9 protein-coding genes and 1 pseudogene are annotated in these 14523 nt (G+C 41.2%); 4 read left to right on the top strand and 6 right to left on the bottom strand.

Annotated elements, in window-relative coordinates; genetic code table 11:
* Positions 1-48: 48 nt before the first annotated feature.
* Both QTO06_RS01705 and QTO06_RS01700 read right to left on the bottom strand, forming a co-directional pair.
* Positions 49-2136 carry a peptidase gene (locus QTO06_RS01705; protein WP_005532324.1) on the bottom strand — a complete coding sequence of 696 codons (2088 nt, stop codon included), beginning with the start codon at positions 2134-2136 and terminating at the stop codon, positions 49-51.
* Positions 2137-2157: 21 nt separating this feature from the next.
* Complete coding sequence (locus tag QTO06_RS01700; protein ID WP_331406670.1) at positions 2158-2757, bottom strand: DUF1449 domain-containing protein; 600 nt, start codon at positions 2755-2757, stop codon at positions 2158-2160.
* Positions 2758-3172: 415 nt separating this feature from the next.
* Between QTO06_RS01700 and QTO06_RS01695 the strand changes: the two genes are divergently transcribed.
* Entirely contained in the window at positions 3173-3694 is a 522-nt protein-coding gene (locus QTO06_RS01695; RefSeq protein ID WP_005532322.1) for a DUF2058 domain-containing protein, read from the top strand.
* A gap of 61 nt (positions 3695-3755) precedes the next feature.
* On the opposite strand, the gene QTO06_RS01690 is transcribed toward QTO06_RS01695, so the two are convergent.
* Positions 3756-4643, bottom strand: a complete 888-nt coding sequence (locus QTO06_RS01690) for a LysR family transcriptional regulator (protein ID WP_331406669.1) — start codon at positions 4641-4643, stop codon at positions 3756-3758.
* Between the two features lie 152 nt (positions 4644-4795).
* On the opposite strand from QTO06_RS01690, the gene QTO06_RS01685 reads away from it, so the two are divergent.
* Positions 4796-5779 carry a quinone oxidoreductase family protein gene (locus QTO06_RS01685; protein WP_331406667.1) on the top strand — a complete coding sequence of 328 codons (984 nt, stop codon included), beginning with the start codon at positions 4796-4798 and terminating at the stop codon, positions 5777-5779.
* A gap of 66 nt (positions 5780-5845) precedes the next feature.
* Here the strand turns inward: QTO06_RS01685 and QTO06_RS01680 are convergent, their stop codons facing one another.
* A complete protein-coding gene (locus QTO06_RS01680; protein ID WP_331406666.1) occupies positions 5846-6295 on the bottom strand; it encodes a YHS domain-containing (seleno)protein in 450 nt (149 codons plus the stop codon).
* Positions 6296-6989: 694 nt separating this feature from the next.
* On the opposite strand from QTO06_RS01680, the gene QTO06_RS01675 reads away from it, so the two are divergent.
* Both QTO06_RS01675 and QTO06_RS01670 read left to right on the top strand, forming a co-directional pair.
* Complete coding sequence (locus QTO06_RS01675; protein WP_331406665.1) at positions 6990-7802, top strand: HAD family hydrolase; 813 nt, start codon at positions 6990-6992, stop codon at positions 7800-7802.
* A 26-nt stretch (positions 7803-7828) separates the two neighbouring features.
* The gene (locus QTO06_RS01670; protein ID WP_331406664.1) at positions 7829-13507 is read left to right on the top strand and encodes a condensation domain-containing protein; all 5679 of its coding nucleotides are present in this window, start codon (positions 7829-7831) and stop codon (positions 13505-13507) included.
* 56 nt (positions 13508-13563) lie between these two features.
* Here the strand turns inward: QTO06_RS01670 and QTO06_RS01665 are convergent, their stop codons facing one another.
* Together QTO06_RS01665 and QTO06_RS01660 are read right to left on the bottom strand one after the other, a co-directional pair.
* Entirely contained in the window at positions 13564-13956 is a 393-nt protein-coding gene (locus QTO06_RS01665) for a ribosome recycling factor family protein (protein WP_331406663.1), read from the bottom strand.
* Positions 13957-13960: 4 nt separating this feature from the next.
* Positions 13961-14377: pseudogene (locus QTO06_RS01660) on the bottom strand (substrate-binding domain-containing protein); the annotation flags it as partial.
* Positions 14378-14523 lie beyond the last annotated feature (146 nt).

Raw genomic sequence — 14523 nt, 5'->3', positions numbered from 1 at the left:
TATAAATCCCGCTTACGAAGAAGCGGGATTTTTTAGAGAGAGTGAAAATTATGATTTATCGCTGGTTGTCGTATCTAGGGAGCTTTGGATTTTCTTCATTAGCTCCGCAGCGCCACCTTGTGAATTCAGTAAACTCGCGAGCGCGACATTACTCAAGTCACTGCTTTTCAGTTCTGTACTCTCTAACACGTCTTTGATGTCTTGCGGCAGGCTACGGTTGCCATTCACATAATCTGAGACCAGTGGGTTAAGAACCTCTGATTCATTAAACTTCGCATCGACGACAGCGGCATCCATGATAGTGCGACGGATTTGCTCCATTCCTTCACCACCAAACAAACGGATATCGGCTTTCGATAGCGCCTCACCCAAGGCTTGAGCGTTCGCCCCAACCACGGTTTTCTGAGCATCAATGCGCGCCAATTCAAGGTCTTTCTCTTGTTGCAACTGCATCACCCACTTGTCGTGTTCACGGGTGTGATCATCGTATTGCTGAGCCGCCTCAAAGCGAGCTGTCTGAGCTTCTGCTTCTGCCAGGCCTTTAGCACGTAGAGCTTGCGCTTCCGCTTCACCGGCACTTTGTAAGGTGTAAGCTTCTGCTTCACCCGTCTCTTTGATCGCAAGTGCACGCTCGCGCTCAACTTCCACTTCAGCAAGACCCGTAGCACTGATCAGCTCTTTTTCTGCCTGTGCCATACGCTCTTTTGCTGCAGCTTCACGGTCTTTCGCCACAAACTCAGCTTCTGCACGCTTGGTCGTCACTACTTGTTCCGCTTCGGCTTGACGTGTCTTCACCGCTAGCTCGTTTTCCGCATCACGCGTTTTCACTTTCAGCTCAGCTTCGTTCTCAATCAAAATACGTTCAGAACGTTCGCGAGCGGCATCTTTCTCTGCACGAGCGGCAACCAGCAGTTCAATCTGTGCAGATTCAGCAACCGCTTCTGCTTCCGTCAGTTTGATGCGTTTTTCACGGTTAACTCGCTCATTAACGCGTAGGTTTTCCGTCTCTTCTTCTTCGCGAGCAATCTTACGTTCGATTTCTACACGCTGAGAACGAGTTTCCGCGACAGACTTCATCGCTTCTTCTACCGTCGTCTCTTTCTGCATTTCTCGCTCAGCAACCTCCGTAGAAGTACGAACTCGCTCAGTCTCTACTGAACGGTTCAATTCTTCTTGTTGAATTGCCACTTGGCGTTGGTTTGCGATACGCGTCATCTCGACTTCCATCTCGACGCTTTCGCGCTTCTTGGCCACTTCTTCTTCAGTTTCCAGCTCCGCTAGCTTGGTGATTCGCTCATATTCTTCACGTTTTTCAGCGGCCAACGCTTCTTCTTGCGCTTTGATAATATCGATTTCACGCTGAGTGCGGGCAATACTCTCTTTTTCTTGCTTATCAAGCTGTAAGCGGTTTGCTTCAGCTTCAACATTTTTCTTCTTGATCGTTGTGCGTTCATCCTGACGAATCGCGTTGGTTTCCGTATTCTTTTGCGCTGTGATTGCAGAGATCTTACGGATACCTTCTACGTCAAGAATGTTACCCGGGCTATGGGCGTCCAGCGCGGTTTGGTCAACTTTATCGATAACAACGTCGTAGATCTTAAAGCCATCCATTTCGCTACCAATGACTTCAACAACGGCATCACGGAAAGCGCGGCGATTCGTTAACAGCTCCTCAAATTCAAACTGTTTTACTGCCGTTTTCAGTGCTTCAGAGAATTTCGGCTGGAAGTGCTCTTTTAGGCGCTCTAGGTTAGAAGCATCATGGGCAGTAAAAAGTTTAGCAACACGAACAATGTCTTCTTCTTCGTGATTCACACCGATGTAAAAATCAACTTTAAGGTCCGCACGAATATTGTCTCGGCAATGAAGGCCTTCGTATTCTTCGCCTTCTTGATCTTTGCGGCCACTTCGAACAACAGAGATCTTCTTACGAGTAATATCCATAAACTCAAATTTGTTGATCACTGGCCATACAAAAGTACCAGTTAGAGAAGCGCGCGTGGCATGCAGTCCATTGACAATTAGTGCGTCGCCTTCACCTCGAACCTTTTTATATCGGGTGGTGAGAAAGATAAGAATAATCAAAAAAATCCCGATACCAATCCCAAGGAATATCAGACTTGGAGAAATCTGCATAGCTGCTCCTTAATTTTCTAGCTACTGATTAATAATGTAATATTTTTTTTGTTTGTTGAGAGAAACGATCACAACATCGTTCCCATATTCAATGGGCGCATCAGACTCCAAAATCCGTGCATCCAGTAAAAATTCGCTGCCATTATGATGAACAATAATTTCACCACGTTGACTGTTCACCTCGCTGCTGTGAACTTTTGCTTTCATTCCAATAAAGTCGACCTTTGCAAAAGCTTTACTCTTATCAAAAAGTGGCGCTAAGGGGCTTAATAGCTTCGCGCTGATATACAAGGATAGGTAGAAGTTAACTGGAATAGAGACAAGTTCCGCAACCGTCAAAAAAACAGAACTAAGGTGTTGATTTAGAAAAGATGATGAGTAAAACGATAGAATAGCGGCGAAAAAGAAACTAACACACAAACCTACCGCCAAGGGTACTTTGGATAAGATAGGTGGTAATAAAAGCCCACCGCTAAATAGACTGCCTGACTCGAATAATTCTATATCTGCAACGGCTACATCTACCACGTTGAAGATGAGATCAATGCACATAATAAGAAGAAGAAAAACAAAAGGCACAAAGAAAACATTCGTCGGGAAAGACAGCAATATATCGGTCATTACTAGCAACAATATTAAATGATGAGTGTCATCACGTTATAGTAAAGGATCATTAATTAAGTTTATTTCCTTACCTTTTCTTTTGTGACTAACGTAGACAAATTTAAAACCAACCAAATACAATGTACTTTATTTAATAGTTACTAATATTAACAGCGTCACAATAAATTCAGATTTAAATTATAAAACAAACATTAGAGATAAGAACTCTAGGTATGGCTAATTATATTTAACACGGCATCCTATTTAATATTATTTATTTTTATCGCATAAAGTTCTTTATTTGAACCACTTCTCAATGCTATTGCTACCCTTGTTTCAAGCAATCCAATGTAGATGAGAAAGACACCAGCCCCTTTCTTTGCGACGAATGACTGGTTAAAATGCACAAAATTGCGCACTTACTGGATAGAACATGGCAAAACTTACCCTTCAAGAGCAGATGCTAAAAGCAGGCTTGGTTAACGAGAAAAAACTGAAAAAAGCGAAAAAAGGCTCTAAAAAATCACGCGTTCAAGCTCGCGAAGTAAAAGCGGCGGTTGAAGAGAACAAACGTCAACAGTTAGAGCGTGACAAGCAATTGAGCGAGCAGCAAAATGCAGAACGCTTGAACAAAGAAATCAAAGCGCAAATCAACCAACTGATTGAAATGAACAAGGTTGATTTGAAAGATGGCGACATCAAATACAACTTCACACACGGTACACTTGTGAAGTCGCTTTACGTCGATTCAATCATCCGTGATCAATTGATCAAAGGTATCTTGGCAATTGCCATCGTCGGTGAGAGCTACGTAGTTATTCCTCGCCCTGTTGCAAACAAGATTGCTCAGCGTGACGAGTCTGTGATCATTGAACAGAAAGAGCCCGAGTCAGATATCCCAGCAGAAGATGATCCATACGCAGATTTCGTCGTGCCAGACGATTTGATGTGGTAATTCTCCACTACGTGGAACCCAAATTGAAAAAGCCGCGATCATCGCGGCTTTTTTGTGTTTGCTATTCGCTCTCTTGATAGCGTTGTCGAATGTAATCGACGATGTGTTTTATCTGGCTCTGCGCGTGTCTGCGTCCTAAATAGTACGCGTACATAACACGCTTACGAGGCTCTAAGTTCTCGATTTGTAACTTCACGATGTTTTCATCCTTCACCATCGACGCTGGTAACATACCCATATATTTGCCCGACTGAATCGCGTGATACGCCAAACCAAGATCATCCACCGTCAAACCTTGCTGTGGCGATACAGCGACTTCTTCAAATTGCTTGTTCACAAACATCCAGTTCATTGCAGGACGAGTTATCACTCCCGGCAGTGATTCCAACTGTTCGACAAAGAGTGTGAGACCACTCAATTGATGCTTTACAACATAGTCACGATGGGCGCAAACAACGTATGGAATATCCCATAAATGCAATGCGATTGCAGATGAATCGACAAGTGGACCGACTCGGAATGCTAAATCAATGTCATCTTTAATCAGATGCTTGTTGTTGTTCGACAGAGAAACATCTAACTGAAGATCGGGGTGCTCTGCAGCGAAGTCGATAAGCCACGCCCCAAGAAAATCAATGCCAGCACGAACGGGCATCGACACATTCAACTTTCCCTTGAAGGCAACTTCAGAATCCACCGCGAAATCTATCGACTGGCGAATCGTCCCAAGCAGAGCCGAGCAATTTTGATACAGCTCTTCACCTCGAGTTGACACTTTGACTTCACGGGTGGTGCGATGAAGCAACACTAAACCCAAGTTGTTTTCTAGCGCTTCAATACGTCGACTCACCGTACTGTGAGGAATTTCTAACCGCTCAGAAGCGCGCTTTAAGCTGCCCTCTTCTACCACGGTGCAGAATACCTGCAAATCATCCAACACTCGTTTCACGCAGAACTCCTTTTAGCGAGTATGAATTTCTATTATCCCATTTTTGGAACAGAGATACTCAATATCGCCAATTTTTTCTCTCAGCGCAAGCGTCTAGTATTTGATTCACAGACACGGCAAACGCCCTTTAATCGAATCACGAGGATGACATCATGAAAGCAGTATTACTGACTCAAACAGGCGGCAGCGACAAACTGGTTTACCAAGACATAGCACAACCAACATTGAAAGAAGGACAAGTTTTGGTGCGCATTCACGCCGCACCAGTGAACTTGATTGATACGATAATTAGAGAAGGAAAAATGCCACCTGGATTAATGCCTGAACTTCCAATTGTTTCTGGTGTTGAGGCTAGCGGTGTTGTTGTCGATTCAAACAATACAGAACTCGTCGAAGGAACCAAAGTAGCGTTTCTTGGTACTATTGGTTCGGCAACATATGCAGAATTTACTGCCGTTAGTGCAGATAAATTAATTGTTATACCAGACAGCATTGATCTTCAAGAAGCAGCCGTAATACCAGTAAACTATGGGACTGCGTTCCATATGCTGCACAATGTTGCTCGCGTCGAAGAGGGCAAAACGGCGCTCGTTTACGCTGCATCCGGCGGTGTAGGCACAGCCCTAATTCAGTTAGCTAAGCTATCAGGCCTCAATGTAATCGCTTTGGAGCGAAGAGAGCATAAAGCAGAAAATGCCATCAAGCTTGGAGCAGATTTCGCCTTCACTTTAAATACAGATTGGGTGACTTCGGTAAAAGAGGTCACAGATGGAAGAGGTGTGGATTACATCTTTAACCCGGTAGCAGGCGACACAATTGTCGAAGACTTAGAAGTATTGGCACCACTTGGCCACGTAGTCATATTCGGAATTCTAGCTGGTATTGGGGATACGAACTTGCAAGCCGAGGCAATTAAACACTTTACCAAAGCACCAACCATTACTTACTCAGAAATCTACGCCACTTACTTCAATAACTATCCACTATTGAAGTCTGCTTTAGAAGCGCTTTACAAACTCCTAGAGCAAGGCAAAATTAAACCTGTGTTTACCACGCTGCCGTTGTCCGAAGCAGCGCAAGCACACGATAAAATCGAAAGTGGTTCAGTGATGGGTAAAATGTTGTTGCTACCGTAAATCTAAAGATTCCCCACAATCAAAAAAGGTCGCTGTAATCGCGATCTTTTATCTTCTTGGGCTTCGTTATTCTGCAAGTAACTTCGGCCAGTTTTGATCTCCACTCGCAATGTTACCCGGAATGTTCTGTTTCCAAGAGGCTTGCACGGATTTGCTGTAGTTTAGGTAGAGTTTTCCATCGTGAATATTCCACGCATTAGGAGCTATCTTGGCAGTATAGCCTTTGCTCACAGCCCAAGCACAATAGCCGCCATATTGCGGTGCAAATTTCTCAGGATTTTTCACGAATGCATCTCGATTTTCAGCCGATGAAAAGTACCATTTGGCATCATTCCAACGATAAGTGAAATCGCTGTCACCTTTGACTGGTTTTGATTGAGTGAAGTAGGCAACAGGGTCGTAACAACGAATCGCTTTACCGAGAAAATCGCTATAAACAGGATCAAGACCGAAAGCAGGAAGCGTCAAACTCCCCCAAATGAAGAACACACTCAACAGTTTCAATATCAGCTTCATAACCTTCCCTCTCTACGTTATCCGATGTTTGATAATCAATCGCTTACCTGTATAGATAGGGAATAGGAGAAGAAACTTTCAGGCTTAAACTATTTCAGTTACCAAAGCTTCCTCTAAGGCAAAGCACAGTACTACCAATTAAATAATAACACCGTTTAACTTTAATCACTTCAACATAATCATCGAGATAACATCAACATTCTTTCATTAGTTAATCATCCATAAATTAAATCTAAAAAAAATCCAAACTAATTAAGCAAACTTCAATATAATAGTAAAAGATGCTATCTTCCTTACATTAATGTGATGGACATTATCATAAATAGTGAAAATGAAAAATTATCTATCAGAATTCCTGAAACTATACTTAACAAAAACAACATTAATATCCGCATAAATAAAATCAAATTCACTTTAAACGCACTTATTAGAGTTTTTATTCAACTCCAATCTAAGGCTATAACAATCAACTGGGTAACACAGAATCATTAAATAGCTTTTAAAATCAGGCAATAAAAACAAAAATAGCATCAATTCAAAACAATAACATTCACATTAGTAGTGTTATTCTCTTGTGATCTTTTACCAAATAATTAAAAAGCTTTTTTTTTGTTGTTAACCAAGTTGAATTTTTAAGTTAGCGTCAAAGCAAGAGGGGGGGGAACATACATTACAATATTATTGGAGAAAGTATATGTTACCTTTTAAAGCAGTTGTATCAGACCTTGATGGAACTTTATTAAATCTAAATGGAAGAATCTCTAGCACAACATTAACTACGCTTTCTAACCTAAATGAATGTGGCGTAGAGATAATATTAGCAACAGGAAGGCATCCAAAAGATGCACTACAAATTGCAGAGGAACTAAAGGATAAAGTGAATATTATAGGTTTAAATGGAGCTTTAACCTTCTGCAAAGACTCAGGAGTTCTAATTAACAATAAGCACTTGAAATATAGGACAATATTAGAATTATTAGAATTATTAGAATTAATAGAGCATGACAACCTACATTTAAATATATTTGATCAACAAGGTTGGAAGATCCATGAGGTAAACGAGATGGTTGAAGGTTATAGCTCACATTCTGGATTTTCATACAGCATAATATTACCATCAGAGGTTAAGAATTTAAATATTAACAAGTTTCTTCTATGGCGTGAAGACGATATTTCTGATGTCGAAAAGAAAATCAATCACCATTTAGGAGGAAAAGTAACTTGCTATCGAACATCTAATAATCAAATCGAGATCGGTCCGCCAGACGTTTCAAAAGCCAGTGCAGCTGTTCAATTGTTATCTGAAAAAGGCATTTCTTTTCAAAAACAAGCTATCGCTTTTGGCGACGCACTTAATGATCTTTCAATGCTTAATCAAGCAGCGAAGGGAGTACTTATGCAAAACTCAATGCCGGAACTAATTGAGCTGCTAAGCACGTTATCAGTTACGGGTACTAACGAAGAAGATGGTGTAGCTCACTTCCTTAATCAGACCTTTGACATTTAGTCTCTTAGAACTACAAGGTATATATTATGAAGCAACTAGCATCACGTTATGAAAAAGCATTTTTCATCGACGCAAAAACAGAACCATGCAATGTAATTTCTAACTCTTTTATTGTTTGGGATATCGAAGGTCCTCTCTTACCTTATCTTCTTCAACAAGCCATTATTTATGGGTTTGGTGACCATTATTTTCACTATGACTATAGTTTAGAAAGTGAAAAACTTTATAAAGAATTGAATTTTAAGAAAATAGAGGTGCCTTACTTTGATTTCTCTAATGAAGAAAGCCCTGAAGTGGAATTCACTAAGCTACTCAGCATCTATTATAATGAAAAAATAATATTAGAGTCTGAACCTCTATTCAAAGGGGCGATATGCAAGATCGAAAATAAGCACTACAAAGTAATTATCATGGCTCATCACATTTGTCTTGATGGTACTGGGTTTCAAGCATTTTTTTCCAAAGTCCAGTCAGCTTATCAAGCGTTGGAACTTGGGCAATCACTTTCAACTACATCACCTTCAAATAGGAAGACTATTGAAGCTAAGGCTATTTCGGAGTCTGATAAGAAGCAAGCTCTTGAGTTTTGGAAAAATACATTAAACAAGACAAGAGCTAAAACCGATTTTAGCCATGCGGTCTACTCAGACCAGCGTCGAGTTACAACTGAACAACTGTGTTTAGGCAGTACATTTAGTCAAGATATAAAATCATATTGCCGCAATAGAGGATTAACGGTTAACTTATTTTTCAAAGGTGTTTTCGCTCTCTTAGTTTCTCGTATTGCTAACCAACCAATGATAACTGTCACTTCTCCAATGGACCGCCGAACAAAATCCACAAGAGATCATATGGGATGTTATGTGAACACTCGATTGGACTTTTTTAATCTTAAAGTCGCGAACACGCTAGACGAGTATTGGTCACAAATAAAGAAATTCAACCGTGAAACAAAAGCTTATGGCGAACTTCCATATATAGATTTGATCCAGTTTTTAAAGCAAGAAAGCGAACAGCCTGAATCGATGGTTAGTAACATCGCATTTGGAAGTACAGTTGGTATTAACGAATCGCAAATGCTAGGTGAGGAGTGTTATGTTACTCAAAACTATAGTTTCCTTGAGCTCAATGCAGACATTCAACTGCTTTTTTGCGAAAGCTCCAAACAAAGCTATAACTTCCGTTTTGATTATTTGGAAACATTTCAGGAAAGTCGGATTTTCGAAAATTTTTTAGACCGTTTCCATCAAGTATTATGTGAAATACTGACTATGGACAACCAACCTTTAAATAGCATCCCTATTCTTACTCCGAATGACTCTATACCACAGCTATCCTATTCTTGTCCCAAGAGATCACTTGCCGAGCTTATGCATGTATGGGTCGAACATACTCCACTTGAAGTTGCCATATTTGATACAGAATCCAATCGTACACTAAATTATAAACAGCTCCATGAGAGAGTCTCCAACCTTGCTTTTTACCTATCTAAAATAAAAAGTACAGCTAACAACAAAAAAACATGTGTCGCTATTAACCTTTCAAGCCTCACAGATACTGTAATTGCTATTCTTGCGACTCAGTATGTCGGGCTCGCGTTTACATGTGTAGATTGTAGCGCCCCAAAAGCAAGACAACAGATAGTAATCGATCAACTTTCACCGATGCTCTTAATCGGCGAGGGCGTATCTACTTGTGCAGAAAACGACTATCATCACCTACCCTCACTAGAAATGCTTCCTAAAGCCCCGATAGTAGTTACTCCATCAAAAGTATCAGACGATAGCATAAGCCAATATATTTTCACTTCAGGAACCACCGGCCAACCAAAAGCAGTGGCGTTGTCACATCGAGCTTTTGTCACTACATTGTTCGAAAACCCTGCCATACCAGTAGGGTCTAGAGTTTTATACTCTGCGAATGAGGCCTTCGATGCTGCCTCGTTACAGCTGTGGTTAGCACTACTACACGGACGAAGCTTAATCATCCCCAAAAGAAATGAGATTGCAAACCCTGAAGCTCTTGAGCATTTGATCACAAACTACTCCGTAGATCATATGTTCTTAACGACCGGATTGTTCGAGACTTACATGTCGTCAAATAAAAGGACCATGTTTAATAACCTTGAAACTCTCGTATTTGGGGGGGATTCCGTTTCAAAACAGGCGGTAGAGCACGGCCTTGACTGCAATATAAAAAACCTTATCAACATTTATGGACCAACAGAGACAACTATTTATGTCACCTCTCACCAGTGCACAAGAAACGACCTTGTTGCAAGCTCAATCCCTATAGGAACTCCCCGACCAAACGCTCAAGTCTGGATTGTAGATGATGACGATCAACAACTGGGCGTCGGGATGGTTGGTCATATTATCGTTGCCGGGGATTGTTTATCTCAAGGATATGTCGGTGACTCAATACAAAATGAAAAATTTTGTTACATCTCAATTAATGGAAGCACGCAAAGAGTTTACCGAACTGGAGATTATGGTTATGTTCAGGGTGATGGGGTTATTGTTTTTAAAGGAAGAAAAGACGACCAAATTAAACTGAGAGGTTATCGCATTGAGTTACAAGAAATTCGCCAGGCTCTTCAAAAAATCCCTGAAATACAGATGGCTGCAGTTCTACTCAAGGAAACCTCTATAGGCAAACAGCTTATTGGATACTACCAATCACCGTCCCCCCTAGATACTCAGGACCTAAGAGCCCAACTAGAAACTCAACTACCAAGTTACATGATCCCGGCACACCTCATACATCAGGAATCAATGCCATTAAATCGAAACGGAAAGTTGGACAAAAGCAAACTTGCAGAGCCACAAGCGAAGAAAGAGGACTCCGAAAATCTTAATAAGCTTCAATTGGCTCTACTCGAGCAAGCTTGTGCTGCCCTAGAAGTTCCTGCGCTATCTATCTACGATGATTTTGTCAATCAAGGCGGTGATTCTATTTCTGCTATCTTACTTTCGGTAGGTTTAGAAGAAAAAGGAATGAAACTTTCAACCGCTGATATCATGAAATATCGAGTGTTTGATGATATGGCTCGAAAGATAGTTGCGTCTCAAGAGAGCGAATTATTAATAGGCGAAAAGCAAGGAGACTTTAACCTTCTTCCTGCTCAAAAGTGGTTCTTCAATCAAAACTTTGATCGCCCAGAACATTTCAACCAAGCTATTACTCTTCAATTACCTAAATCAATTGAACGAGACCGATTGCATCAAGCTCTGACAGACCTTACAGAGTTCCATGACAGCTTTCAATTACGATTTCATAATCACTCTAGCCAAACATTTGTTGCTCACGAGCATGCACATTTTGAACTGTGCGAAATGGTATGTGAACAATGGGAGCATGTCGAAACAGAAATAGCAGCCCTGAATAAAACCTTTAACTTGCAAAAGGGACCTTTATTCAAAGCCCTGTTGTTTTGGGTGTCTGAGGAAGAGTACGCTTATTTATACCTATGTGCGCACCATCTCATTGTAGATGGAGTATCATGGAGACGAATAGCTTCTGACTTAGAGGCGTATTACAAACTGGGGTCAGCTCACCAACCGATTCCATACTCGAATACGCAAGCATATCAGAGTCATTGGGAGTCCTTCCAAAGCGACGAAGAGGAAGTCGCTTTCTGGCTGAAAGTGCATAAGAGTTCTCCTTCATATTACTACGACTTGCAATCGTTCAAGAGCCGTTGCCACAACTTGATTTTGGATGAATCACAAACAAGTTTTCTTGTTGGCAAAGCAAACACCCCTTATGGAACAAATACAAACGAACTTCTCATAGCTACACTGTACAAAATATTTGCTCAGAACGGAGAAATGTTGAACTTATTAATCGAAGGTCACGGACGAAAATACGTTAGTGACTCCATTCGATGCGATGCGACGATTGGTTGGTTTACTAGTATTTTTCCTCTTTGTTTACCATCAAGTTCACCGAACTGGTCACAACTAATAAAGAGAACTAAGCAAAGTTTACGGAGCCTACCAAACAAAGGAGAAAACTATCTAGAAATTGCTTTTGAACATCAAGAAGAGTCTGTTAGAGAAACATTACAGTCTTTGTTAAAACTACCGATAAGCTTCAATTTTCTTGGCCGATTTACAGGGAAGGATAAGGAAAGCTGGCACATTCAACATCAATTCACCCAACATCTCGTAAGTGCTAAAAACAAACCCCTCAGAGCATTAGACATCAATGCTTGGATCTGTAATGACAAACTACACATAAAGTTCGATATGGTTGAGGAAGCATTCAGTAACTTTACAGTTGTAGAACTAAGTAAACTCTTTTCCAACACTTTACAGGAACTTATTGAACATTGTATCAGCGCTGATTGCCTTGGGGGGCTAACACCGAGTGACCTAGTTGACACCGAGTTGACTCAGGACGTTATCGAAAACTTGGAAGAGAAATTAGGCCCGCTAGAAGATATTTACCCAGCAACTGATTTCCAACGAGAGCTCCTGTATTTCAATCGCGTTAACAATGACTACCAAATAGACCAACTCTACTTTGAGTTAACTGGCGAATTGAATATTGAAGCATTCAAGACTGCATGGGGTAGCATCTTACTAAAATACGATATATTGAGAGCAGGCTTCGATGACGAGCACACTCGAGGTCAACCATTAATTCTCATTCCTCGATCTGCAAATTTACCGATAACATTACAGAACTGGGAAAACCAAGATATTGAGCAGCAAATTTCTGATGCAATACTTAATGAACGCCAACGCCCTTTTGACTGGCATAAGCCTCCATTGATGAGGCTGCTGTTAGCAAATGTTGAGAAGCAACGTCATATATTATTCTTTACTTTTAACCATGTACTGTTTGACGGATGGTCAATGCAAATTTTCCTAAAGGAAGTCATGGAAAACTATGAAAAGTTACTGACCGGCAAACCTATTGATTCTGAAAAACTTCGTTTTGTTGAATTCCAACGTTGGCTCAGTTCACAACCAAACAACATTGCTTCTCAGTATTGGGAAAATTACATGCTTAACGCTCAAATGAACATGCGAGTACCATCCGATAACCCGACATTGAGTACAACTGCGCTTCGAATTCAATGCAAAAAAGCGGGATTAGATGAAGAGAAAACTAGGCTATTGCGTCAGGCCGCATTGAGCAAAAGTGCTACCCTAAATCAATATTGCCAACTGGCATGGGCCTCAACATTATCAAAACGAACTCAGAGCCTTGACATTGTATTTGGTACAACGCTAACCAAACGACCAGTGGAAGTTAACAAAGTAACAGAATTAGTCGGTCTATTTGTCGCAACACCACCACTAAGAATCTCTTTGCAGGGGAGCATTGCAAACATGATAGAGAGTCTTAACGAGAGCAGCGAACAACGCGTGGAATACGCTTTCCATGATCTAAACGACTATGATCAAGATTGGAGACCAACAGCACCATTTGGCACTCTATTTGTATTTGAAAATTACCCGGAACAAAAATCATCAAATGACTACAGTTTGGAATACCACCACCTTGGAACAGTTAGCGGGACAAACCATCAAATTGTGCTTTGTGTATTCCCAGGAGAAACGCTGGAGTTCAGCCTTTTTTATGATAGCTCAGAAATATCTCAGGAATTGGCTGCAAATATAGTCAAAGACTACCAGGAAGCATTGTTCAAGCTAATTGAGGCTGAGAAAGCGGAGGACTTTCAACTAAATTAGTAATATCTCGCTCTGTAGCTTTTAAATTAGCTCTACAGAGCGAGAATCTCAGAAACTCATATAACTTCTGCATCAAAACGCGCTGTTCGAGCCTGAGCGATGGTACAATTGGTTTCCGACATCAACTCCGCCAAAGTAATGTTTGGATTCTCCAAGACCAATCGAATCAGCTTGGCTTCCAAAGGTTCAAGCTTATTGCTGTGCTTGGCGAGACCAGCTTCAATTTTGTTTATCACAAATCGCATCGGCTCAGACTCTTCTACCTTGATGTGATCGAGGAACGCTTTCAAATCCAAAGCCTCTCCAGCGATTTGCCAATTACGCGAGCGTCGTATTCGCTTCATTTCGCACTTCTTCTCAGCCGCTATTGCTTTGGCTCGCTTAGCATGATCACCACCAATTCGATGAATCAAAGATGGTAGAGGGATAGTAATGGTTGTGTCTTGCATACCGTTAAACCTCTACCACAGACACATTCTCAGCTACCCATTTAAGAAGCTGTTTTGCGGCTTTGGACAGCACTTGGTTTTGGCGAACGATGTAGCCAAAATCGGTGTTGGGGAAGCTGGGTAACGGCGTCACTTCTCGTGAGAGTTTTAATCTTGGGTCGAGCGAGAAATCCGGCACAATTGCGGTTCCGAATCCGGCTTCTGCCCAATCAATTTGAGCCTCTACACTGCCGACTTCCATGACCCTATGTCTAGGAAGATTTAGCTCTGGTAGTGACGCGTCAATCAGTTCACGTGTTCGGGTATCGTGACCAAGTAAGATCAGTGTTTGGTTTTCTTCTGAGTTCTCTTTCCATTTAAAAATATTATCGCCAAAAGCGCACCAATGAATTTGTGTGAGCGGAGTAAAGTGCAGTGGGGCTTTGTTGCGTAATTCGATGGAACTAAATCAAGAAACTACGATCTGAGCGGCTACGCCCATCAATCGTCGTAGCCTCATGCCTAAACCTCGTTACAAAACAACTAACTGGAAGCAGTACAATAAATCCTTAATCAACCGTGGTTCTC

Source organism: Vibrio sp. M260121 (genome assembly GCF_036533715.1).
Classification (GTDB): domain Bacteria; phylum Pseudomonadota; class Gammaproteobacteria; order Enterobacterales; family Vibrionaceae; genus Vibrio.
Note: the sequence above shows the minus strand (reverse complement) of the source record. Positions and strands in the feature narration are given on the sequence as shown.